General features: G+C 56.0%; 20 protein-coding genes. 4 read left to right on the top strand and 16 right to left on the bottom strand.

Annotated elements, in window-relative coordinates:
* Positions 1-165 precede the first annotated feature (165 nt).
* The 3 genes from RB620_RS12465 to rpoE form a co-directional block, all read right to left on the bottom strand.
* Positions 166-564, bottom strand: a complete 399-nt coding sequence (locus tag RB620_RS12465; RefSeq protein WP_308094748.1) for a response regulator — start codon at positions 562-564, stop codon at positions 166-168.
* Between the two features lie 172 nt (positions 565-736).
* Positions 737-2,341, bottom strand: coding sequence for a CTP synthase (locus RB620_RS12460; RefSeq protein WP_308094747.1), 1,605 nt, complete (start codon positions 2,339-2,341; stop codon positions 737-739).
* Between the two features lie 388 nt (positions 2,342-2,729).
* A complete protein-coding gene (gene rpoE / locus RB620_RS12455; protein ID WP_308094745.1) occupies positions 2,730-3,299 on the bottom strand; it encodes a DNA-directed RNA polymerase subunit delta in 570 nt (189 codons plus the stop codon).
* A 432-nt stretch (positions 3,300-3,731) separates the two neighbouring features.
* Between rpoE and RB620_RS12450 the strand changes: the two genes are divergently transcribed.
* A complete protein-coding gene (locus tag RB620_RS12450; RefSeq protein WP_308094743.1) occupies positions 3,732-4,868 on the top strand; it encodes a S8 family peptidase in 1,137 nt (378 codons plus the stop codon).
* A 49-nt stretch (positions 4,869-4,917) separates the two neighbouring features.
* On the opposite strand, the gene argS is transcribed toward RB620_RS12450, so the two are convergent.
* From argS to RB620_RS12435, 3 genes are all read right to left on the bottom strand, one after another.
* Positions 4,918-6,603 (bottom strand): arginine--tRNA ligase, encoded by a 1,686-nt coding sequence (gene argS / locus RB620_RS12445; RefSeq protein ID WP_308094741.1) that lies wholly within the window; start codon positions 6,601-6,603, stop codon positions 4,918-4,920.
* Positions 6,604-6,605: 2 nt separating this feature from the next.
* Entirely contained in the window at positions 6,606-7,088 is a 483-nt protein-coding gene (locus tag RB620_RS12440; protein ID WP_308094739.1) for a YwiB family protein, read from the bottom strand.
* A gap of 79 nt (positions 7,089-7,167) precedes the next feature.
* Entirely contained in the window at positions 7,168-7,770 is a 603-nt protein-coding gene (locus RB620_RS12435; protein ID WP_308094737.1) for a DNA-deoxyinosine glycosylase, read from the bottom strand.
* Between the two features lie 141 nt (positions 7,771-7,911).
* Here RB620_RS12435 and RB620_RS12430 point away from each other — a divergent pair, with 141 nt between their 5' ends.
* Positions 7,912-8,286 (top strand): winged helix-turn-helix transcriptional regulator, encoded by a 375-nt coding sequence (locus RB620_RS12430; RefSeq protein WP_308094735.1) that lies wholly within the window; start codon positions 7,912-7,914, stop codon positions 8,284-8,286.
* Between the two features lie 192 nt (positions 8,287-8,478).
* Complete coding sequence (locus RB620_RS12425) at positions 8,479-9,141, top strand: NAD(P)H-dependent oxidoreductase (RefSeq protein WP_308094734.1); 663 nt, start codon at positions 8,479-8,481, stop codon at positions 9,139-9,141.
* Between the two features lie 76 nt (positions 9,142-9,217).
* On the opposite strand, the gene RB620_RS12420 is transcribed toward RB620_RS12425, so the two are convergent.
* From RB620_RS12420 to RB620_RS12400, 5 genes are read right to left on the bottom strand one after another with little or no spacing between them, the layout of a single operon-like run.
* Positions 9,218-10,243 (bottom strand): tyrosine-protein phosphatase, encoded by a 1,026-nt coding sequence (locus RB620_RS12420; RefSeq protein WP_308094733.1) that lies wholly within the window; start codon positions 10,241-10,243, stop codon positions 9,218-9,220.
* A gap of 48 nt (positions 10,244-10,291) precedes the next feature.
* A complete protein-coding gene (phnE, locus tag RB620_RS12415; RefSeq protein ID WP_308094732.1) occupies positions 10,292-11,146 on the bottom strand; it encodes a phosphonate ABC transporter, permease protein PhnE in 855 nt (284 codons plus the stop codon).
* On the bottom strand, positions 11,146-11,943 hold the full coding sequence (gene phnE, locus RB620_RS12410) for a phosphonate ABC transporter, permease protein PhnE (RefSeq protein ID WP_308094731.1): 798 nt from the start codon (positions 11,941-11,943) through the stop codon (positions 11,146-11,148). Before phnE (RB620_RS12410) ends, phnE (RB620_RS12415) begins: the two co-directional genes overlap by 1 nt.
* Positions 11,944-11,945: 2 nt before the next feature.
* The gene (gene phnC / locus RB620_RS12405; protein ID WP_308094730.1) at positions 11,946-12,743 is read right to left on the bottom strand and encodes a phosphonate ABC transporter ATP-binding protein; all 798 of its coding nucleotides are present in this window, start codon (positions 12,741-12,743) and stop codon (positions 11,946-11,948) included.
* 31 nt (positions 12,744-12,774) lie between these two features.
* Positions 12,775-13,758: a phosphate/phosphite/phosphonate ABC transporter substrate-binding protein gene (locus RB620_RS12400; RefSeq protein WP_308094729.1), complete on the bottom strand. Its 984-nt coding sequence runs from the start codon at positions 13,756-13,758 to the stop codon at positions 12,775-12,777.
* A gap of 217 nt (positions 13,759-13,975) precedes the next feature.
* Between RB620_RS12400 and RB620_RS12395 the strand changes: the two genes are divergently transcribed.
* Positions 13,976-14,623 (top strand): GntR family transcriptional regulator, encoded by a 648-nt coding sequence (locus tag RB620_RS12395; RefSeq protein WP_308094728.1) that lies wholly within the window; start codon positions 13,976-13,978, stop codon positions 14,621-14,623.
* A gap of 144 nt (positions 14,624-14,767) precedes the next feature.
* Here RB620_RS12395 and RB620_RS12390 read toward each other — a convergent pair whose 3' ends face one another.
* The 5 genes from RB620_RS12390 to RB620_RS12370 all read right to left on the bottom strand — a co-directional run bounded on the left by RB620_RS12390 (position 14,768) and on the right by RB620_RS12370 (position 22,317).
* A complete protein-coding gene (locus RB620_RS12390; protein ID WP_308094726.1) occupies positions 14,768-15,631 on the bottom strand; it encodes a DUF4085 family protein in 864 nt (287 codons plus the stop codon).
* A 347-nt stretch (positions 15,632-15,978) separates the two neighbouring features.
* On the bottom strand, positions 15,979-19,182 hold the full coding sequence (lacZ, locus tag RB620_RS12385) for a beta-galactosidase, LacZ type (protein ID WP_308094724.1): 3,204 nt from the start codon (positions 19,180-19,182) through the stop codon (positions 15,979-15,981).
* A gap of 28 nt (positions 19,183-19,210) precedes the next feature.
* Positions 19,211-20,035: a carbohydrate ABC transporter permease gene (locus RB620_RS12380; protein ID WP_308094723.1), complete on the bottom strand. Its 825-nt coding sequence runs from the start codon at positions 20,033-20,035 to the stop codon at positions 19,211-19,213.
* Positions 20,028-20,903, bottom strand: a complete 876-nt coding sequence (locus RB620_RS12375) for a carbohydrate ABC transporter permease (protein ID WP_308094721.1) — start codon at positions 20,901-20,903, stop codon at positions 20,028-20,030. Before RB620_RS12375 ends, RB620_RS12380 begins: the two co-directional genes overlap by 8 nt.
* A 115-nt stretch (positions 20,904-21,018) precedes the next feature.
* On the bottom strand, positions 21,019-22,317 hold the full coding sequence (locus RB620_RS12370) for an ABC transporter substrate-binding protein (protein ID WP_308094719.1): 1,299 nt from the start codon (positions 22,315-22,317) through the stop codon (positions 21,019-21,021).
* Positions 22,318-22,482: the final 165 nt, after the last annotated feature.

Raw genomic sequence — 22,482 nt, 5'->3', positions numbered from 1 at the left:
TTCCTCCTAAAGTTCGCTTTCGCTTTCTGTTTCAAGCCCGTACCGACTTGTCATTCTGAGCTATTATACCACATTGCAGCGGCAAATGGTAAAGCTTGTTTTGGGCCTCAACACAGCAAAAGAAGCACCGGCGCGCTAAAGCGGCCGATGCTTCCTTATATTTCATTACGAGCCTACCGCGAACCGATCCGAGGAATTGCCCCCTTGGAGATGCTTGTTCACTTCCATTCTCATCTCGTCGATATCGAACGGCTTGGTGAAATGCATCAGCGCTCCCAGATCCGTCGCTTCCTTGATCATGTCGAGCTCGCCGTACGCCGTCATCATAATAACTTTGATCGTGGAGTCGATGGTTTTGATATGCTTCAAAATTTCGAGTCCGTCCATACCGGGAATCTTCATATCCAGCAGCACCAAATCCGGCGATTCGCGCCTGACGATCTCTAGAGCAAGCTTGCCGTTGGCCGCTTGAAACGTGTTATAGCCTTCGCTGCTGAACACTTCGAGCAGCAACACGCGTATCCCGTTCTGATCGTCGACAATCAATACCTTCTTCTTATCCAAGCTTCCTCAACCCCCCGAGTCTAAACGTAGTTATCCTTCATCGATCGATTAGAGATTTCTTCGTCAATTTTTTATACTTATTCGAGAGGGAGGAGGGATTTTCCTGCTATTGCATACAAAAAATTACTGAATGGGAGAAAGTATGACAACTTAGCGTCAACTTTGTCGGAAATTAACGCTCCGAGTACGCAAGAGCGGCCTGAACGAAGCCTTTGAACAACGGCTGCGGACGGTTCGGTCTCGACGTGAACTCCGGATGGAATTGAACGGCCAGGAACCAAGGATGCTCCTTCAGCTCGACCATTTCCACGAGGCGGCCATCCGGGGACGTACCCGAGATGCGCAAGCCCGCCGATTCGATCGTTTCTCTATATTCGTTGTTGAACTCGTACCGATGGCGATGGCGCTCATACACCAGCTCGTCTCCGTATTCGCGCGCCGCGATCGTCTCCGGCGCGATCTTGCATGGGTACAAGCCTAGTCGCATCGTGCCGCCCAAGTCTTCGATATCCTTCTGGTCGGGAAGCAGATCGATGACCGGATACGGCGTCGAAGAATTGATCTCCGAGCTGTTCGCTCCCGGCAATCCGGCAACGTTGCGCGCGTATTCGATGACGGCCACTTGCATCCCCAAGCAAATGCCGAAGAACGGCACTTTCGCTTCGCGCGCGTAACGGATCGCGCAGATCTTGCCCTCGATGCCGCGATCCCCGAAGCCGCCCGGCACCAGAATGCCGTGCACGCCCTGCAAGGCGTCAGCCACGTTCGAATCGGTCAGCTGCTCGGCGTCTACCCAGCGGATCTTCACTTCGGAATCCGCGGAGATGCCGGCATGGCCAAGCGATTCCACGATGCTGAGGTAGGCGTCGTGAAGCGCGACGTACTTGCCGACGATCGCGATCTCCGTCGTATTGTGGAGCGACTTCACGCGATCTACGAGGCTCTCCCACTCGCGCATGTCAGGCTGATCCGTAACCAGCTTCAGATGATTGACGACGATCTCGTCGAGGCCTTGCTCGCGAAGCATGAGCGGCACTTCGTAAAGCGTCGAAGCGTCGCGGCATTCGACGACCGCGTTCGCGTCGATATCGCAGAACAAGCCGATCTTGCGCTTCATGTCTTCGGCTAGCGGATACTCCGTGCGGCATACAATGACGTTCGGCTGGATGCCAATGCTGCGAAGCTCCTTCACGCTGTGCTGAGTCGGCTTCGTCTTCACTTCGCCGGCAGCTTTAATGTAAGGAATGAGCGTAACGTGGATGTACATCACGTTCTCGCGGCCGATGTCGCTCTTGATTTGGCGGATCGCCTCCAGGAACGGCAAACTCTCGATATCGCCTACCGTGCCGCCGATTTCGGTGATGACGACGTCGGATCCGTGTTCCTTGCCCGCGCGGAAGACGCGGTCCTTGATTTCGTTCGTGATGTGCGGAATGACTTGCACCGTTCCGCCCAAATAATCGCCGCGGCGTTCCTTCGTGATGACGTTCGAATAAATTTTGCCCGTGGTGACGTTGCTGTTCTTGGACAGGTTGATATCGATGAAACGTTCGTAGTGACCAAGGTCAAGGTCCGTCTCCGCGCCGTCGTCCGTGACGAACACTTCGCCATGCTGATAAGGGCTCATCGTTCCCGGGTCGACGTTGATGTACGGATCGAACTTTTGGATGGTGACTTTAAGGCCTCTGTTCTTGAGCAGTCTGCCCAGCGATGCCGCGGTAATTCCTTTGCCTAGGGACGATACTACGCCGCCGGTTACGAATATATATTTGGTCACTGTGATGATACCCTCCATGCTCCTATGTTAATAAATAGTTTACCCAAATCCGCTACCTTATGTCGCCTATGCGCGAATGATTCGCGCACCTCTTCATCCGCTTTGGCGACAGCCTATAGAAACCCGAAACGAAGCCGGAATCTCGGCACTGCGTCCCGCGGGAATGCGCTCAGCAACCCGCATGGGACGAACCGAAAAATCCGTTTCCCTCGAAAAAAACCGGCAAACAACCGCCATTCAAACAAAAAAAGTGACACCCGTAGCTACGGGGGCACTTTTCTCTTATCGCATGAAATATGCGTATTATTTGTTAACCGAATCTGAAGCCCATGCAATAGTTTACTCTGCCTTAATAGGACATGTCAAGCGAAACTAAGCGGCCTTCCGATTACTTGTCGTCGTCTTCCTCGTCGTCGTCGAAAGACTCTTCGTCCTCGTCTTCGTCGGAGTCGATCTCTTCCTCGGCCTCTTCTTCGAGATCTTCTTCTTCGATGTCGATTTCCTCTTCGACTTCGGCCTCTTCTTCGGCTTCTTCGAAGTCTTCTTGATCCTCGTCGTACGCATCGTAATCTTCGTCCTCGGCCGCGAAATCGTCTTCTTCCTCGTCCGTGTACAGATCGTCGTCGTCGAGATCGTCGTCATCGTTAATAATGCGCGTACGCTTCGCGTTGCCGACCGGATCCTCGGAACGTTCGACCGGATACCAGCGCTTCAGTCCCCACATGTTGCTGCCAACGCACGCGAACCGTCCGTCGATATTGATCTCCGTATATACCTGAGCGATAAATTGATTGATGCCCTCTTCGGACAGACCGCGGATCTTGGCGATCTCCATCATCAAATCGCGATAATAATATGGCGTGTTAGCCGCTTTGAGCACCTCGAACGCCAAGTCCACCATTGGCATTTCCTTCACGCGTTCAGGATCCAGCTTCAATGTAATACTGCTGCCGCTCATATGGACACATCCTCTCTTGCACCGAAATAATGTACGGTACCGTACTTTGTTAACGTTAGTCACAGTATAGTAAAACCTATTTTATTCGAAAAAGCAAGCGCAAACGGCTGTCGCCGTACTCCGGCGGCAAAAGCTTGCATATCGCGACAGATTCCATGCCCGGATAAGGTGGACAAGCCGGGGCAACGCGCAGCGCCGCCAGGTTCGCCGCCATACAAAAAGCGAAGGGAGCCTCCCTTCGCTTTGACTGTATCCATCCGACTCGCGTCGGAGATGCAAGAGCATTCTCAGCTCTTCCTTCATCCTATGAGCGAGCGCGGATTTTGCCACGGCCTAGCGCCTATTTATTTTAAAAGGGGCAAGTGGCTTATGCGGCTTAGGACGCCCCTTCATACAATAGTTCAGCATCGTCCTTCGGGAGGGGGAGCCCTATTGAATACCGCCGCATTCATCCGATGGTTACAGCAATCGCGCGCAATCCAATCCACGGAAACATCGAAACGCATTATCCGGTTCCAGCACGGCAGCGATTACCGGCACTTCCTTCGGCAGTTGTCGCAGGACAACTCTTTTCGGCCGCTCCAAAAGTTTGTAAGCCCCCTGCCCATCATACGGGGCATCTCATGCCTATTGCCCGAAACCGCCGTTCTGGATACATTCAAGGGACGAGTATGGATGGAGAAGGACTGCCTCATCAGCGTCAGTCCGTCCGCCCAAAAGGCACAGGCGCTCGATAACGGCATGCCTTGGGGCGTTCAGCAAATCAAGGCGCCGCAAGCATGGGGAATCACGACGGGTCACCGGGTCAAGGTCGGGGTCATCGACACCGGGGTCGACTTCAATCATCCCGATCTTCGCCATTCCTTATTGAGAGGCATCAATCTGCTGAACCGCAGCAAGATGCCTTACGACGACAACGGACACGGCACGCATATCGCCGGCACGATCGCCGCATCGAACGGCATGCACGGGATGATCGGCGTTGCGCCGCGCGCGTTGATCGCTCCGGTCAAAGCGTTCGACCACAACGGAAGTGCTTTTGTCTCCGACATTATCCTCGGCATCGAATGGTGCGTCCGCAACGGCATGGACGTCATTAACATGAGCTTCGGGATGAAAACCCGAAGCAAGGCGCTGCTCGGCGCCGTCAACAACGCTTACAATTCGGGAGTCATTATCGTCGCTTCATCCGGCAACGACGGCAAGCTGCGCTCCGTCGACTATCCGGCGCGTTATCCGCAGACGATCTCCGTCGGCGCCACGAACCGAATGCGGCGGGTCGCTCCGTTCAGCAACCGCGGTACCTATATCGATATTTATGCCCCAGGGGAGAAGATTACGTCGGCATGGCTGCGGGGCAATTATAATGAAATGAGCGGCACGTCGATGGCGACTTCCCACGTCAGCGGCGCGATCGCCCTCCTGCTTTCCCTATACCCGCACTTATCGCCGGGCGAGATCAAGCAGATTATGAGAAGATCCATGCAGCCTCTCCGAAGCGGCAAAACCCGCCGAACGGTCGGCGAACTGGACGTCATAAGAATGCTGCAAGCCGCGGAGAAGCTGTAGCTTCATCCGCGGCTTGCGCGAGGTTGCTATATGGCGTGCGGCGTTCCCGTTACATGCGCTCCGGAGCGGATACGCCGACTAATCGCAGCACGTTCGCGATCGCGAGGCGGACGGCCCCCAGCAGCGCGAGGCGCGCCGCCGTCTGCTCGGCGTCTTCGGTGATGACGCGTTCGGCGCGGTAGTAGCTATGGAAATCAGCGGCGAGCTCGTAGACGTAGCGAATAAGACGATGCGGCGCATACCCGGCCGCCGCGTCCGCCACTTCCTGAGGCAGCTCGCCGATCTTGCGGATCAGATCGAATTCCGCTTCCGTGTCAAGCTTGCCCAGCGCGACGTTCGCCAAATCGCTCACGGAGATGCCTTGCTCCTCGGCCTGACGGAAAATACTGCAAATCCGCGCATGGGCGTATTGCACGTAGAAGACCGGATTCTCGTTCGAGGTCGAGATCGCGAGATCCATGTCGAAATCGAGGTGAGAGTCCATGCTTCTCATCGTGAAGAAATAGCGGATCGCGTCGACTCCGACTTCGTCCATCAGGTCTTCCATCGTGACGGCTTTGCCGGTGCGCTTGGACATTTTCATCTTCTCGCCGTTCTGGAACAGGCTCACCATCTGCGCGATCAGGACGGTCAGCTTGGCCGGATCGTTGCCGAGCGCCTCCATCGCCGCCTTCACGCGAGGGATATAGCCGTGATGGTCCGCTCCCCAAATGTTAATCATCCGGACGAAGCCGCGACCGTACTTGTCGCGGTGGTACGCGATATCCGGCGTCAGGTACGTGTAGGAGCCGTCGTTCTTCACGAGCACGCGGTTCTTGTCATCGCCCAGCGGCACGGTATTCAGCCAAGTGGCGCCGTCTTCCTCATAGACATGGCCGGAAGCCTTTAGCGCTTCAAGGCCTTGCTCGACCAATCCGTTCTCGTACAGCGAAGTTTCGCTATACCATACGTCGAAGCCGACGCGGAACCTGGCGAGGTCGCGCTTGATCTTGTCCAACTCCTTCTCCAGCCCGAAGCTGCGGAAGAAGCCGAACCGCTCTTGGTCTTGCAGCTGCAGCAGGCGCTCTCCTTCTTGCTCGGACAAGCCCTTGGCGAATCCGATAATGTCTTCGCCGTAATAGCCGTCCTCCGGCATCTCCGCTTCTTGTCCGAGCGCCTGGCGGTACCGTGCTTCCAGCGACAGCGCCAGGTTCTCCACCTGCTTGCCGGCATCGTTAATATAATATTCGCGCGTGACGTCATATCCGGCGAAATCCAATACGTTGCACAGCGCGTCGCCGACCGCCGCCCCCCGCGCATGGCCAAGGTGAAGGCTGCCCGTCGGGTTGGCGCTGACGAACTCCACCTGCACGCGCTGGCCCTCGCCCACGTTCGCACGGCCGTATTGATCGCCCGCTTCCAGCGCTTGCCGAACGACCGGATACAGATAACTTTTATCTATTCTGAAGTTGATAAAGCCGGGTCCCGCTATTTCGGCCGACTGAATCGAAGCGCTCTTCACGTCCAGATGTTCGATGATCGCTTCCGCGATTTGGCGTGGGTTCCGTTTCGCCAGCTTCGTCAGCTGCATCGCGGCGTTCGTCGCGAGATCGCCGTGCGACTTGTCCTTCGGCACTTCCAGCACGAAGACAGGCAATTGCTCGCGCTCGACTAGGCCGGCAGTGACGACCGCGTCCGCGATCGCCTTCTTCACCAGTTCGTACATGACTTCCAGCACATTCACATTCGTATTCATCCTTAAAGCTCCTCCTGTATATGGAGACGGATATGGAACCGTCCCGATAATTGCTCTTCGACTAGCAAGCCGTACGCCCACTCCAACGTAAAAGGCAGCGCTGCCGGCAATCCCTGCCCGTCTATCACGCCTTCATCACCTTGGATGGACAGCTTCGTCGTGTCTGTCTCCAGCCCAAACGCTGTCATCGCCGAGCGGTAGCTGCCTTTCCTTCGCTGGCCGGCGACAAACAGCTGCTCCATCCTCACCGCTCCGTTGCGGGTCAACGACAGCTCGCCCGGCGAATAACGGATCAACGTCCGAACTTCGCCCTCCGATGGCTGCTGCCGCGACGTTCCGGCTGCCGCCGAGTCCGCGCCGCCTTCTGCGTAACGGATATACACAGCCTTCGCCTTGCGGAACCATTCGCCGCGATAGATCTCTACTTGCCGTTCCCCGTCCTGAACACTCTCGAGCGTCAGGGTGATCTTGCCGCTTGCTTCCATAACGTCCAAACTCCCGTATTCATTGAAATGTCATGTTACTACTATATACAGGAAGTGCCGCAATTTCAACGCCGTCCTATCAGACTTCCCCTGCTGCGTACGGCACGATCGCCCGCCAAGCCGCGACGCGGTCCTCCAAGCTTCGCATATGCTTCGTCGGGATCGGACTTGTGGACGGCAGCTTCAGCAGCGCCACCTCCCGGGGAAGCGCGCTCGTTCCTTTCCCGTAATGCTTGCGGAAGGTATCGAACGCCTTGCTTCCGTTGAACGCGATGCACCGGATACCGGGGTAACGCTCCAACAAGCCGGGAATGTCGTTCGGAAGCTCGGCTTTAATATTGACGTCGAGACTGCCTTCCCGCTCGCAGGAGAAGATGACGTCCCATAAGGCTAGCCGATGGGCTTGCAGGAAGTCCAATCGTTCGCCGTAATCGGAATTCGGCGCAAGGTACGGCCGTACGTCCCCCGCAGCATGGCCGGCTATGCCCCTCTCTCCGTCCGGCGCGATCGCCCGCGTCCCTTCATCTCCGAACAAGGCGTAGACGACTCTCCAGAAATAATTTTGCGGATGACCGTAGAACTGCCCGTGTTCCAGCGACTTTACGCTTGGCGCCGTGCCGGCGATAAGCACTCTGGCTCGTTCGTCGACGACCGGCGGGAAAGAAAAAATGCGCTCGACCACTCGAGGGTCACCTCCGATTTTCGTCGTAAATAGCTTTAACATACCGCTAACGGGGACCTAATCGCAACTTGCGATGCGGCCATGCACGATAATAGGAGGTCTGCTATAATGCAGATAATCAATTTGACGAGGTGAAAGCCCATGCGAACTCGTAAACTTAATGTAGACAGCTGTCCGAATAAGGAAGGTTGTCCGGTCGAATACACGTTAAGCATCATCGGAGGGAAATGGAAAAGCATTCTGCTGTACCACATGATCGACAGCGACAAGAGATTTAATGAATTCCGGCGAATCTGCCCGGATATTACCCAACGAATGCTGACGCTGCAATTGCGCGAGCTGGAGAATGACGGCATCGTGCACCGGGAAGTTTACAAGCAGATTCCGCCCAAAGTGGAATATTCCTTGACTGAGCTTGGACGAACGCTGGTTCCGATCATTTTGCAGATGAAGGCTTGGGGAGAAGCCAATAGATCATTACCCAGTCCCATTAGTATAAAAAAGGATACTATGTGAGAAAACCTCTATCGAGGTCTTTCGAAGATGAGCGACCGCGTTTAAAGGTGGGTTTTATCGCCAAGTTGAATTTATTCTTCCGATTCATTCGGAAGTTATTAATTCTACTGTGGTTACAAACATGTGCGTACTTACATGGCTGTTGTGCATTCGATATACTCGAACTATCAACAGACGAGGAGTGACGCAGGCTTGAAGAAAGAAGAAATATTGGAAGCATACCGTTATCGCCACGCAACGAAGGAATTCGATCCCGCACGCCAAATCTCCCGCGAGGACATCGGCTTTATTCTGGAAACAGCCCGATTGTCTCCTACCTCCTTCGGATTCGAGCCAGTCAATCTGCTCATGGTTCAAAACAAGGATCTTCGCCGCAAGCTTCTGCCCGTAACCTGGGGCGCGCAGAAGCAGTTGCCTACCGCCAGCCATTTTGTCATCCTGCTTGCAAGAACGAAGTCCGGCATGACCGCGCAATCGGAACATATTCAAACGATGATGACCGAAGTCCAGAAGCTGCCGCCGGATATCGCGGAAAACAAAGGGAATCTGTACCACAAATTTTTGGAGTCCGACTTCGGCCTGCTTGATAATGAACGCGCCATGTTCGAATGGGCCAGCCGGCAAGGCTATATTGCACTCGGCAACATGATGACCGCCGCAGCTCAGATCGGAATCGACTCCTGCCCTATTGAAGGTTTCGATAAAGCGCGGGTGGAAGCGATCTTGGAAGAAGAAGGTTATCTGCGCAGCGAGCAGTTCGGCGTTTCCTGCATGGTCGCCTTCGGATACCGCGTGCGGGAGCCGCGCGAGAAAACAAGAAGACCGCTGCATCAAATCGTGGAATGGATTGAATAACAAGCAGAGGCTATCCCGCTTCGTTAGCGGAATAGCCTCTATTTCATATATCCAGCAGGTCGAATGATGACAAATTCTACTCCAAATATAGCGAGCGAAGGCGCTCAAGCTCTCCGGCGCTTAGGCCGAGACCGTTCGTCCAATAGTTCTCGAAGCTGCCGTAACGGGCATCGATCTCTTCGAAGGATGCGGCCAGATATGCCGGCCTTGCTTCCGACAGCGCCTGAGCAACCTCCGGCGTCAGCTTGCTCATGAAAGAAGCATGCGGATTGTCTCCGCGCTTCACGCTTAGCATACCCGCTTTGAAGCGCTCGGCAAACTGGTTGGTCAAGGCATAGTCCGTCAGGATAACCTCGCGGTCCACGCCGAGCGCCTGCAGGATGAGCGAAGCGAGGAATCCCGTGCGGTCCTTGCCGGCGGCGCAGTGGAACAGGAACGGAGCGCCGTTCAGCTTCAGCAGGCGGCGGAAGAAGTCGGCAGACAGCTCGGCGTTGCCAACCATGTGACGGTTCATCAGCGCCAGCATGTCTTCGTTAATATCCTCCAGCTTCATCATTTCGTCCGGATTGGCGGAGGACATAAAGGACAGCTGTTCGTTCCGCTCGTTGCCGATCCGTGGGCTCGGGCTGTGCTCCAGCTCGATATCGGTGCGAAGATCGCAAATCCATGCAAGCTCCAGCTGTTTCAAGTAAGCGAGATCCGCTTCGGTCAGGCGGGATAGATCGGCCGAACGGTACAGCTTGCCCCACTTCACGCTGCGTCCGCCGTCCGCGCCGTAACCGCCCATGTCCCGGAAGTTCAGCGCGCCAAGCAGCGGAAGCACGCGTTCCGCGACCGGAACAACACCGAGTTCTCCGAACTTGACAAAATAGTACCCTCTCGCTCCGGGATTCGGGTCCTGGAACGTCCATTCCTGCGCCTGCGTCACGACCGCTACCAGATGGTCGCCGTTCTCGTCCAATACGGGCTGCTCGCTGCGGTAGATCAGCACTTTGTCGACCTCAACGGGCGGATCCCAGAAAATCCGTAGCGCAAGTCCGTCCAATCGCTCCAGGCCGACTGCCGTTATCGCCGTTTGCGGCGCTTGTTGTTGCGTGTTCATCATTGATATCTCCTTTTCTTCTTGCCCTAGTTGAAATGTCGCATAACGTTACGACCGCTTTCGCATCCGAAGCTTCAGCCGGTTCGATGCCAGCTCTACGCTGAACACCATCGCGAAAATAACGAACCCGACGAACAGCGCTTGGTCGAATTTATAGCTGCGCATCGCGTGGGACAGCTCGTAGCCGATGCCGCCCGCGCCTACCGCGCCGAGAATCGTGGACTCGGCGAGATCGCCTTCGAAACGCATGACGCACCATGCGAGCAGCGCCGACAATGCGCAAGGCAGTACGCCTTGAAGGACGATCTGAATCCAGCTCGCGCCCGTCGACCGCAGCGCTTCGATGACGCCGTCGTCGACTTCCTCGAGAGATTGCGCGAATACTTTCACCAAGCTGCCCGTCGCTCCGACCATGATGGCGAGCACGCCGGGCAACGGACCCATGCCGACCGCGACGATGAAGATCAGCGCCCAGATCAGCGTCGGAATCGCCCGCAGCAGCGAAGAACCGCTTCTCACGGCCCAAGCCACGGCAGGATGAGGCGTAATGTTGCCGGCCGCCAGGAACGATAGGAAGAAGGCAAGCGCGATGGCCAGAACCGTTCCGAGTATCGCGACCTGTATCGATTCTACGGCTGCCGCCAGGACGTACTGCCACTGGGAAGCGTCCGGAGGGAACATAAGCCCCACCGTCTTCGTGAACTTGGCCGCGCCCGTGAATAACCTTCCGTAATCAAGCTGCAGTTGAAACAAGCTGAATCCAAAAAACAAGACGGCGAGCACGACCAGCCATCCGAGGGACAACCGCCGTTTGGCGCCGCTCTTCGCTCCGTCTGGGCGCTCCCGGTTTTCCGTCTTGCCCGTCCAATCGTTCCTCTCCGGATTACGAACCGTCGATGCCATTAGATGATCCTCTCCCTAATCCGGTTTGTCATGAACTCCGTGGCGAGGACGATGACAAGAACAAGCAGAACCGCCATGCTCACCTCTTTGTATTGAAACAGCTTGATGCCCGATTGGATCGCGAACCCAAGTCCGCCTCCGCCGACCATGCCGACGATCGTCGACGCCCGTACGTTGACTTCGAGATTGAACAGCGACCATCCTACGAAGCTGGGCAGGAACTGCGGCAGCACGGCTTGCCCGATAACCTGCCAGTAGCTGGCGCCCGCCGCCCGAAGCGCTTCGACCTGACCCATGTCGATTTCCTCCAGCGACTCCGCGTAGCAGCGAATCAGCATGCCTACGGAGACGATGACGAGCGAGAGCGTGCCAACCAAATTGCCCAGACCGAAGGACGCCACGAGCAGGATGGTCCAAATAATGACCGGAATGTTGCGGAACATCGCGGAGAATGCGCGCAAGCCGATCTGGATCGCCGGATGCGGGGACGTGGTCGCCGCGGCAAAGATCGACAGAAACCCGGCAATGATGGAGCCGATGAACATCGCGACGAAGCTCATGTAGATCGTGTCCAGCGCCGGCTGGATCAAGCCCGGGAAGCTCGCCGCGTCCGGCGGCAGCAAATCCTCGAACAGAAACCGCGCCCCGTCGCCGATGCCGCCGAATAATGCCGAGCCCGAGAATCCCGTGCCAACCGCCGACCAGATGCACAGCCCAAGGAGCAGGACCAGGAATAAGATTAACTGATTTCGTTTCGCTTTACGGATTTTTTGCAGCTGTTCGCCCTTGATGCCCATGCTTATGCCGTCTCCTTCTGCCGCGCCGGTTCTCCGGACAATTCCGCGCCGCCGGCCGCCGGCCGGTTATAGATCAGCGCAATCATGTCGTCCGTCAATTCTTCCGGCGTTCCGTCGAACACCTTCTGCCCCTTGTGAATGCCAATAATCCGTGTCGCGTATTTCTTCGCCATGTCCACTTGATGCAGATTGCAGAGGCAGGCGATGCCGTCCTCCTTGCAGAAGGTGTGCAGGCTGCTCATCACCGTCTCCGACGACGCTGGATCGAGGCTCGCGATCGGTTCGTCGGCGAGGATCAGCTTCGGCTTCTGGGCAAGCGCCCGCGCGATGCCCACGCGCTGCTGTTGGCCGCCGCTCAGCTCGTCTGCCCGCTTGTGAATCTGCTCGCTGAGACCTACGCGCTCCAGCAGTCTTGTCGCCTCCTGCACGTCGGACTTCGAGAACAACCCGAGCGCGCCTCGCCAGCCGCTCATATACCCCAACCGCCCGTGGAGGACATTCGTTAAGACGGACGACCGCTCCACCAGATTGAAGCCTTGAAAAATCATGCTCATCTCCCGGCGGATATGGCGCAGCTTCCGGTTGCCCGCTCCGATAGTTTTTGTCCCTTGGAACACGATTTCTCCCGAGGACGTCTCCACCATTTGGTTCAGGCAGCGGAGCAGCGTGCTCTTGCCCGCGCCGCTCGGTCCGATCACCGCGATGAACTCGCCCGCCTCCACCTTGAAGTCTATGCCGGATAATCCGACCGTTCCGTCCGCATATACCTTTCTCAATCCTTCAACCTGCAGTAATGTCATCCTCATGTCCTCCCGTGTACGCGGTTTGATGTTATTTCAGCATTTCTTCCGGAGACATCTCCAGCATCTCGGCCACTTCGCGAACGCCGTCGAAGTCGGAATCTTCGGCAGGGAAGAAACCTTTGGCTCCCATGCCTTCGAAGTAAGCCGGGTTCTTCTCGGCGTAGCTCAGCGCGAATTCACGCATTTTGTCGACCAAGTCCTGCGGCAGGCCGTCGCGGTAAGCTAGCGCGCCTCCGCCCGGAATTGGATCGGATTCCGCGATGACGCGAACGTCTTCGGCTTTGATGAGACCCGCGCCGACGATGATCTCGATGCACTGGCTGCAAGTCGCGGCGCCGTCCGCATCGCCGTTCGCGATGGCCAGCAGCGATTTGTCATGGCCGCCGGAGAACGATACGTTGCTGAAAAATTTCGGGATTTCGTCGTTTTTCACATTCAGAAGCTTCATTAATGTCGCTCTAGGATACAAGTGTCCCGTCGTGGATGCCGGGTCGGCGAACAGGAAGTTTTTGCCCTTCAGATCCTGCACCGTCTGCGCCGGGGAATCCTTCGGCACGATAATAACGCTTGTCCCCTCCGAGCCCGGACCGTTGTTCATGGCGGCCAGCAGCTTCGCGCCGCTTCTCTCCACCGCGATAATGTAGCCGAACGGTCCGTAGGTCGTCATATCGATTTTGCCGGAGCGCATCGCTTCGATCATCATATTGTAATCCTCTCCCTCGAACGTCTCGACTTTGATGCCGAGGTATTCGCCGAGATCGGTTGCGAATTGATCCGCGTTACGGCTCATTTCTCCATCTTCCATAGGCAGGCTGCCGATTCGCAGGACGGATGGCCATTCCGATTTCGGGGCGTCCGATGCCGTGCCCGCGTTCGCGCTCGCGTTTTCCTTGTTGCCGCCGCTTGCGCCGTTGTTCGCGCCGTTGTTGCCATTGTTCCCTCCGCATGCCGCAAGAACCAACATCAATGCCGCCATCAGTGTAACCATTGTCCAAACCTTCTTCTTAAGCACAGTACAGCCTCCTAAATGGTATTGCGTTCCGGTCCGTTCCGGCAGTCTTCCAGCCGGCAGCCTATCCGCGTTTATCTGGTACGCAACTAGAATACAAGTTGAATGTAAATAGAGTGTTTTCGATATTTCGAGAGATTGTAAAGGCTGAAAATCGCTTGATTTGCGAGATTCGCGGCTGTTAAGATAGTGTTAACCCAGTGTCGAAAGGATAGGTATAATGGCAATTCAATCTCTCGTCGCGACCGCTTATACCACGCTGAAGGACCGGATCGTGCGCGGGCAGTTGATGCCGGGTACGCTTCTGTCGGAGAACGAGCTCGCCGATGAGCTCAAGATGAGCCGCACGCCGGTGCGCAACGCGATTACCCATCTGGAATCGGAAGGGTTCGTCGTCTCTCTCAAAAATCGCGGAGTCCTGGTGAAGGAAATTACAGCCAAGGAATCAATGGATATGTACGAGGCGGTCATGGCCATGCTTGTCTATACGCTTGACGTAAAGAGCGAAAGGAACATTCATCTCAACATGGAGAAGCTGGAGGAGTGTTTGAACAGGCAGATCGAAGCGGAGAAGGCGGACGATTATTTGTCTTATATGCAATATTCGATGCAGTTCATGAAGGCGATTATTTCGTCCATTCATAACATGGCGATGCTGGCCGCAATGGAAAGTTACGTCGATAAGCTTGCGATGGCGGCCTACATCAATTTTTTGAATACGCCGTACATCAAACATTATTCCGCCAACAACCTGAACCGCTCGATCTTCGAGGCGCTTCAGAAGGGCGACGACGAAGAAGCCCGCCGACTCGCCAAAGGCGCTTACACCTACGCCCGCAGCCGCATGTTTGAGGCAGGACGCTTCTAATCCGCGAGGAGGCTGCCCACTTGTTGAGTAGCCGACCTCCCATAATTGTAGCAGTACGCTTGTACCGCGAGAGAAGGCTGCAGGACCTGAGGCGGCAGCCCTCTTACGCATGCAACAGCAAGCCGATTGTCCGGCCTTCACTCTTCATTCTTGTTCTACAATAATGTCCCCGCAGCGAATAATGAGTTCCGGCATTCCTTCGCCATAAAACAGGATGTGGGCCTCATAGCCGGAATTCGTACGATACAGTTCCTCATAAATCCAGTGACTGCCTGCAATATGCTCATCTTGTCTGAGAATCTGGGCGGCGTCAAACATGACCTTGTTAAAAGTGGTGAAACCGCCCTGCGTGTCCAGTCGCATAATCAACTGCTTGCCAGAGGTCAATTCCGCGACCTTGCAATCGTGAAAGCCGAACCGACTTCGGATATGTTCGGGAATGTTCTCCGCTTGCTGCGCCTGTCGATACTGCTCCAGGACCGACGTGACTCGTTTTTCATTTTGCTTGCTTAGCCGCTTCAGCTCGCTCAATACTTCTTTCGTACAATAACCTAACGTAAACACCCGCATATCCGCAATGCGGGAAGACAGCTCGTACGGCAGCCGATTAAGCGCTTCCTTGCATAACCCCTCTTGGTGGATGGCGAAATCCGCATGACATTTTGCCTCGTCGAATGGAGGCCGGGCATCATAATCGGCAATCCTTTGCAGGATCCGGTCTTTTTCCTCGGAGGACATATGATACACCATTGTATCCTCTTCGCCGATCGCTTCGCCGTTCAACACTTTATCCAGAGGCACGCAAGTCATTCCATCCCGCTCCAGCATAAACCGGGGATCGACATCGTAAAGCTCGCGCTGCATCTTGGCATATTCCTTTGCCTTTCTATTATAGAGCCGCAGATAGAGCGCTTCGTCTCGTACATGGGCCCCCTTGTGCGCCTTCATATCAAAATGAAGTCCTGTCCGCTGGCATAGATCGTACCAATCCTTTGTCAAATATTTCACAGGAGCGCCTCCTTTCTCTTGTTTTTTGGTGTGGTAACCTAAACTTCGAGAATGTGGGGAGGTACTCCTTTTTTTAATGCCTGAAAATCCTTATTCCACTAGGGCCCGAGAAGACTTTTTTGCTTTCTATCCGAGCAGTGGTTCAGTTGCTGCGCCAAGCGCCATGATGGAGCAATCCTCCGAAGCGACTCTGCTTTTATGCTCATTTTGGAGCTGTGAAAGTTGAGTTATTAATTCTTTGAATTTCAAAAAGACTCCAACCCACGCGGCCGCGGTGTTGGAGTCTTTTTCGTATCTTCATTAGGAAAATTATATTCAAGATTGTATATCCGCCGCCGTTACGCCAACTACACCCGTTCGATCACGAACGAGAACGTCATAGGCTTGTCGCTCGGGATCGTGTACTCCTCGTGGACCGGCGCGCCCCAGCTGTCGTCGCCGCCGACGCCCATCTGGCGGCCTGCGACGGTGATAACCGTATAATGCTGCTGCGGCAGCTCATAATGATGCTGCGCGTTCTCCAGCTCGAACGCCGTGTACGGCGAGATGCCGCATTCCACGGGCGCTCCGTCCGCAACGATGCGAATGCCTCTGCCTAGGACGTCCGTCACGTCCACCCGGCGCACGCCGGTCCGGTTGCCGGACTCCTGCGGCATGACGTAGCCGGAGACGTTGCCGGCCGCCGTTCCTTCGAACTCGCACAGGCGCGCTCCCTGAGCGCGATCGGCGTAGTTCTCCTCCGGCCCCAGCGCTAGCCACTTCAGCCGGTCGTAGTCGGCCGACACCTTGAAGGACACCGCGAAGATCGGCAGCTTCGGCAGGTTCGCCGCGCCGCTGTAGTCGGCCTGCACGCGGATGCTGCCGTCCGGCCGAACCGTATAAGCGACGCGCGTCTCAAGCTCGGCGCTGACGGAGAAGCGGAAGCGGTACGCGATGGTGACCGCGCCATCCTCCCCGTTCTCTGAGACGTCAATGCCGACGCACTTGCGCGACAGACTCGCGGCATACCAAGCTCCCGCGTCGAACCCTTGCGAGAAGCCCCTGTCGTTGTCGGTCGTCGCCCGCCAGAACAGCGGGGACGGCGGGGAAGCGATCATCTCGCGCCCCGAATAGTTCAGCGAGATCAAGCTCATCGCCTGTTTCGAGAAGAGGGCGCTGAAGTCACGGCCTTTGACGCCAATGTTCACGTCGCCGTGAACGACCTTCAGCTTCCCGCGAGCGTCCGTCTCCGTTCCGAAAACCGCGCATCCGTCAGCACCGCATAAGTTGCCGAATCCTCCGTCGATCGAGCCTCCGGCAACCAGGAGCAGGCCGCTAGCTTCGCCGTTGTTGCCGCTGACTGTCTCATCTTCCACCCGGAACACATGCTGGCCGAACGCGACCTCGTGGCCGGCTTCCGCCCAAATCGCAGCTTCCTTCAAGCGGAAGGAGGCGTCGATCGCGTATTCACCCGGTGCAAGACCGTCGCCTAACTTCGCAAGCTCGATCGGGACGTAAGCCTCGCCGCAAGGAGCGACGTTCGCTTGCACGACGCGGCGCTCCAGCTCCCTGCCTTCCGCCGACAAGGCGAACAAGAGATCGAGCTGCGACGTGTCCGCGAACAGATTCTCGTTGCGGATCGCGACGCCTTCCCTGTCCGGCGTCAGCTTGATGTTCTGGTACAGGAATTTGACCTCCTGCATCTTTGGCGAAAGCTTGCGGTCCGCGTACACAATGCCGTTCGTACAGAAGCCGTAATCCGTCGGCCGGTCGCCGAAGTCGCCGCCGTACGCGAGGAATTCCTCGCCGTAGCGGTCCTTCTTCACGATGGACTGGTCGATGTAATCCCAGATGAAGCCGCCTTGGTACATCGGATATTCGCGCTCCAGATCGGTGTACTTGCTCATGCCGCCGAGCGAATTGCCCATGGCGTGCATGTATTCGCAGCTGATATACGGCTTATCCGGATTTTCCTCCAAATATTTCGCAATATCCGCCGGCTTCGCGTACATCCGGCTTTCCATGTCGCTCGCTTCCGTGAAGGCGCGGTCGTAGAATACGCCCTCGTAATGGACGAGCCGCCCGCCGTCCACCGAACGGAAGTATCTCGCCGCGTTCACGAGGACATCGCCGACGTACGACTCGTTGCCGAGCGACCAGATCAGGATCGACGGATGGTTTTTGTCCCGCTCGTACATCGAAACGGCGCGGTCCAGAACGATGTCCTGCCACTCCGGCTTGCTGCCCGGAATGTTCCACGACGGCTCGACGGCGCCCATCTTCTGCCACGAGCCATGCGTCTCGAGGTTCATCTCATCTATGACGTATACGCCGTATTCGTCGCATAGCTCATACCAATAGCTTTGGTTCGGGTAATGCGACGTCCGGACGGCGTTCATATTGTTCCGCTTCAGCGTCTGGATATCCCATAACATGTCTTCCTTCGTGATGGCGCGGCCCGTGCGGCAGTTAAACTCGTGACGGTTCACGCCTTTGAACACGATGCGCTTGCCGTTGATCGTCATAATCTTGCCGGTCATCTCGAACCGGCGGAAGCCGATCCGGCTCGGAATCGCTTCGACCAAGGTGCCTTCCGCGTCGTAGATCTCCAAGATCAATTCATATAAATAGGGCGACTCGGCGCTCCACAGCTCGGGTCCCGCCACTTCCGCCTCCAAAGTCGCCTTCATCCCTTCGCCAAGCGCTGCCGAAACTTCAGCAACTTGCCCGCCGCACGCGTCGTACAGCGTCGCGACGGCCTTCGCTCCCCGCGGCGGCAGCTCGCGGAACGTCAGTCCCGCGCGAAGCGTGCCCGCGGCAAACGAATCGTCCAGCTCCGCGCGGACATCCAGATCGTATACGTGGATCGATGGCACAGTATAGAGGTACACGTCGCGGAAGATGCCGGAGAACCGCCAGAAATCCTGGTCCTCGAGCCAGCTTCCCGTACTCCGCTGAAATACTTCCACGGCAAGCTTGTTCTCGCCCTCGCGCACGTATGGCGTCAGATCGAATTCGGAAGGCGTGAAGCTGTCCTCGGAGTAGCCGACGAATTGCCCGTTCAGCCAGACGTAGAAGGCAGTCTCTACTCCTTGGAACGAGATGTACACCGGCTCGCCGCGCATCTCCTTCGGCAGGTCGAAAAACTTCACATAGCTTCCGACCGGATTATGTTCTTTGGATATAAAAGGAGGTCTCAGCTCCTCTTGGCCGTCCCATGGATACATCGTATTGACATACTGCGGCTGGCCGTAGCCCTGCAACTGGATATGCCCGGGCACCTGAATGTCGCCCCAGCCTCCGCAGCCGAAGTCTTCCTCGTAGAACGAAGCCGGCCGAAGCGCCGGATTCGCCGCGTAATGGAACTTCCACGCGCCGTTCAAGGAATGGCGCATCCGCATCGGCGTCCGGTTGCGCGCTTCTTCCGCCGTCTTATAGTAGCCGTGATCGGAATGGGCAGCCAGGCGGTTCACCGCGAATACGCGAACATCCTCCAGCCAGTCCAAGGTTGGACTAGCCGAAGGAGCGGAGGAGCCGGTTGCCGTTATTTTGGAATGAGATGTCGATATCATAAATAAACATATCTCCCTTCAACCTTCATTACTTAACCGAACCGGTCATGCCCGCGACAAAATGTTTCTGCATCAGGAAGAAAACAATCGCCGTCGGCAGCGTCGCGATCAGAATAACCGTCATGATAACGCCGTAATCCGGCGAATAGCTGGAGCCGAGGTTCGAAATCAAGAGCGGAATCGTCCGCTTCTCCGACGATTGCAGAACGACGAGCGGCCACAAGTAATTGTTCCAGCTCGACATAAACGTAATGATGGCCGCCGCCGCGTATGTCGTCTTCATCGTCGGCACGTAAATGCGGAAGAACACGCCGAGCTCGCTAAGCCCGTCGATGCGTCCCGCTTCCAGCATATCCTTCGGGAACATCTTCGTGCTCTGGCGGAAGAAGAAGATCAGGAACGCCGTCGTGACCGTCGGCAGAATGACCGACGAGATCGTGTCGATCCCGATGAAAGGCATCGTCTGCGAGATGCTACCGAACATCCGGTACAGCGGAACCATCAGCGCGGCGAACGGAATCATCATCGACAGCAGCAGAATGCTAAATACGGCATCCTTAACCTTGCTGCGGTAGATTTCGAAGCCGTAGCCGGCAAGCGACGCGATCAATAAAGCGAGCAGCGTGGTCGTGATCGAAATTTTCGCCGAATTAAGAAGCGCCGGCACGAGATCGACCGTATCGAACACCTTGCGCAAGTTCTCGAACAAATAACCGCCCGGCAGCAGCCTGCCTTGCGTCACGTCGACCGACTTGTTCGTGGAGCTGACGATCATCCACAGGAACGGGAAGATCGACACGATTGCCGCGACGCTTAGAAAGACGTACAAAAGCGATCTTTTCATTTTACGCATTCTTATCACCCGCCAATTTGAACTGTAGGATCGAGAAGATGACGATCAGGATGACGATCGCGTACGAGACGGTCGCGGCGTACCCGAAGTCCGGCGTGTATTTGAACGACAGGTTATAAATGTACTGGGACAACGTCATCGTCGAATTGCCCGGTCCGCCCTTCGTAATGTTCATGACCTCGTCGAACAGCTGCAGCGTCCCGATCGTCGACGTAATGGACGTGAACAGAATAATCGGCTTCAGCAGCGGAACCGTAATGCTCCTGAACTGCCTGAAAGCCGAGGCGCCGTCAATCCGCGCGGCTTCGTAGATGGAGTTGTCGATATTTTGCAGGGCAGACAGATAGAAGATCATGTTATACCCCGTCCAACGCCACGTGATGGCGATTATAATCGTAATTTTAGCCCAGAACGGATCGGTAATCCATTCAATGGGTGCGTTAATCAGATGCAGCTTCAGCAGCATCGTGTTGATAAGGCCGTCCGGCCCGAACAAATATTTGAAAATAACCGAATACGCGACGAGCGAAGTGACGGCCGGCAGGAAAATCGCCGTGCGGAAAAACCCTTTGAACTTCAAGTTTCTGTCGTTCAGCAGCACCGAGATGAACATGGCGAGCAGAATCATGATCGGCACTTGGATGATGAGATAAATAAACGTGTTCTTCAACGCCGTAATGAACGTGGCATCCGTCAGCAGGCGCTTGTAGTTATCGAAACCGACGAAAGACAGGTTCGTTCCCGTACCGGACTGGAACGACATAACGAGCGCCTGAATCATCGGGTAAAAATAAAACGCGCAAATCATCACGACCGCGATGGCGATAAAGGACCAGCTGATGGTGTTCGTTTTCGCCTTCAAGTTCATGGCATAGCCTCCTCTTCCACCCTATATTCCGGAAAAGAAAACCTCGGAGCAGCCGCCTGCCACTTCTCGTAAGGCAGCAAGCGGCTGTCCAAGGTTCCCGTTTTGTCTATTTGTTTTATTTGATTTGCGAATCGGCTTGCTTCTGGGCGTCCGCCAGCACATCGTCGACCGACTTGCCGTTCAGGTAGTTCTGCATCTCGACGACGAGGATGTCCTCGATTGCGTACGTGTGCATGCCGTAGTTGACGCTAGGAATTTCCGCCGTCCACTTCGCGAAGTCTTGGACGATTTCCTGACCGCCGAAGAATTCGTTCGGCGCTTTGTACGCTTCGCCTTCGGCCGCTGGCTTGTACGTACCGATCGCGCCCACTTCCGTGATCAGCTTCTGGTACAGATCCACGTTCGAACCGAGCGTCGCGCCCAGGAATTCAGCCGCCTTCTCCTTGCCCGGTACGTTCAGCACGTACCACGAGCTGCCGCCAAGGCTGGAAGCGTGAACCGAATCGGCGTTGTTCGTCAGCTTCGGCAACGGCACGATCGCCCATTTGCCCGCTTGGTCCGCCGCCGCCGTGATGGAAGGCGTGAACCAGTTGCCCGTCGGCACGGATGCCGCCTCGCCGCTATTATAGTTCGCCACGAATTGGCTCCAGTCGGCATGGATCTTCACGACGTTGGCGTCCATCAACTTCTTGTACGTCTCGAACGCTTCTTTCAACGCGACATTGCCTGCGAGATCCGCCGTCTTGCCGTCTTCCTTCAGGTACCAGGAGCCAGCCGATTGAATCATGACGCGAAGGATGCCGAGGTCGTTCGGATCAAGGGAAATCCAATCCTTGCCCGTCTTCTCTTTCACCGCTTTGCCGATCTCGATGTACTTGTCCCACGTGATGTCCTGCATGTCGGCCACCGTGTAGCCGGCTTGCTCGAGGTAATCCGTTCTAACGTACAAGCCTGTTACACCGGAGTCGAATGGAAGGCCGTAGTTTTTGCCGTCGATCGCCGTCGGGCCCAGCTTGTATTCAGCGAAGTCCGCAGCCTTGAAGCTGTCCGTCAGCGGATGGAACATATCCGGATACGCTTGAAGGAAGCTTTGCGCGCGGTAGTCTTCGATCAACACGATATTCGGAAGACCTTTGGTCGTGCCCGAGCTCATGCCCGTGTTCAGCTTCTGAACGATGTCGTTTTGCGCGTTCTCGATAATGTCGACGGTTACGTCCGGATGATCCGCGGCGTAAGCATCCTTCGCCAAGTTCATGGCTTTGATATTGAAATTCGGATCCCATGCCCAAACCGTGACTTTACTTGTCTCCTCCGCGGCTCCGCCTTCGGCATTGCCGCCTTCGTTCGCGTTCGGGGAGCATGCTGCCGTCAAGACCATAATGCCTGCAAGCAGAAGGGCAATCATCTTTTTCATCTCTCTAGACCTCCGTTTATGTTTGTATGTGCTGTAAGCGTTTGCCCGCTTACTGACTCCATCTTAGCATTCCGCGGATTTCGGACGTTATGATGATTTTTGCCTACAGTTGTCGGATTATTGCAAGTTGCTCGGGGAGAGCAGCACGCGTTAGAACGATATTTG

This window comes from Paenibacillus sp. LHD-117, assembly GCF_030929555.1.
In the GTDB taxonomy this organism is placed as follows: Bacteria; Bacillota; Bacilli; order Paenibacillales; family Paenibacillaceae; genus Pristimantibacillus.
This window is presented reverse-complemented; position numbering and strand designations above follow the sequence as displayed.

Coding starts and splice junctions, on each gene's coding strand:
- lacZ (WP_308094724.1), bottom strand. CDS start 19,182: ATGATATCGACATCTCATTCCAAAATAACGGCAACCGGCTCCTCCGCT.
- RB620_RS12420 (WP_308094733.1), bottom strand. CDS start 10,243: ATGAACACGCAACAACAAGCGCCGCAAACGGCGATAACGGCAGTCGGC.
- phnE (WP_308094732.1), bottom strand. CDS start 11,146: ATGGCATCGACGGTTCGTAATCCGGAGAGGAACGATTGGACGGGCAAG.
- rpoE (WP_308094745.1), bottom strand. CDS start 3,299: ATGAGCGGCAGCAGTATTACATTGAAGCTGGATCCTGAACGCGTGAAG.
- argS (WP_308094741.1), bottom strand. CDS start 6,603: ATGAATACGAATGTGAATGTGCTGGAAGTCATGTACGAACTGGTGAAG.
- phnE (WP_308094731.1), bottom strand. CDS start 11,943: ATGGGCATCAAGGGCGAACAGCTGCAAAAAATCCGTAAAGCGAAACGA.
- RB620_RS12440 (WP_308094739.1), bottom strand. CDS start 7,088: ATGGAAGCAAGCGGCAAGATCACCCTGACGCTCGAGAGTGTTCAGGAC.
- RB620_RS12370 (WP_308094719.1), bottom strand. CDS start 22,317: ATGAAAAAGATGATTGCCCTTCTGCTTGCAGGCATTATGGTCTTGACG.
- phnC (WP_308094730.1), bottom strand. CDS start 12,743: ATGACATTACTGCAGGTTGAAGGATTGAGAAAGGTATATGCGGACGGA.
- RB620_RS12430 (WP_308094735.1), top strand. CDS start 7,912: ATGCGAACTCGTAAACTTAATGTAGACAGCTGTCCGAATAAGGAAGGT.
- RB620_RS12375 (WP_308094721.1), bottom strand. CDS start 20,903: ATGAACTTGAAGGCGAAAACGAACACCATCAGCTGGTCCTTTATCGCC.
- RB620_RS12395 (WP_308094728.1), top strand. CDS start 13,976: ATGGCAATTCAATCTCTCGTCGCGACCGCTTATACCACGCTGAAGGAC.
- RB620_RS12380 (WP_308094723.1), bottom strand. CDS start 20,035: ATGCGTAAAATGAAAAGATCGCTTTTGTACGTCTTTCTAAGCGTCGCG.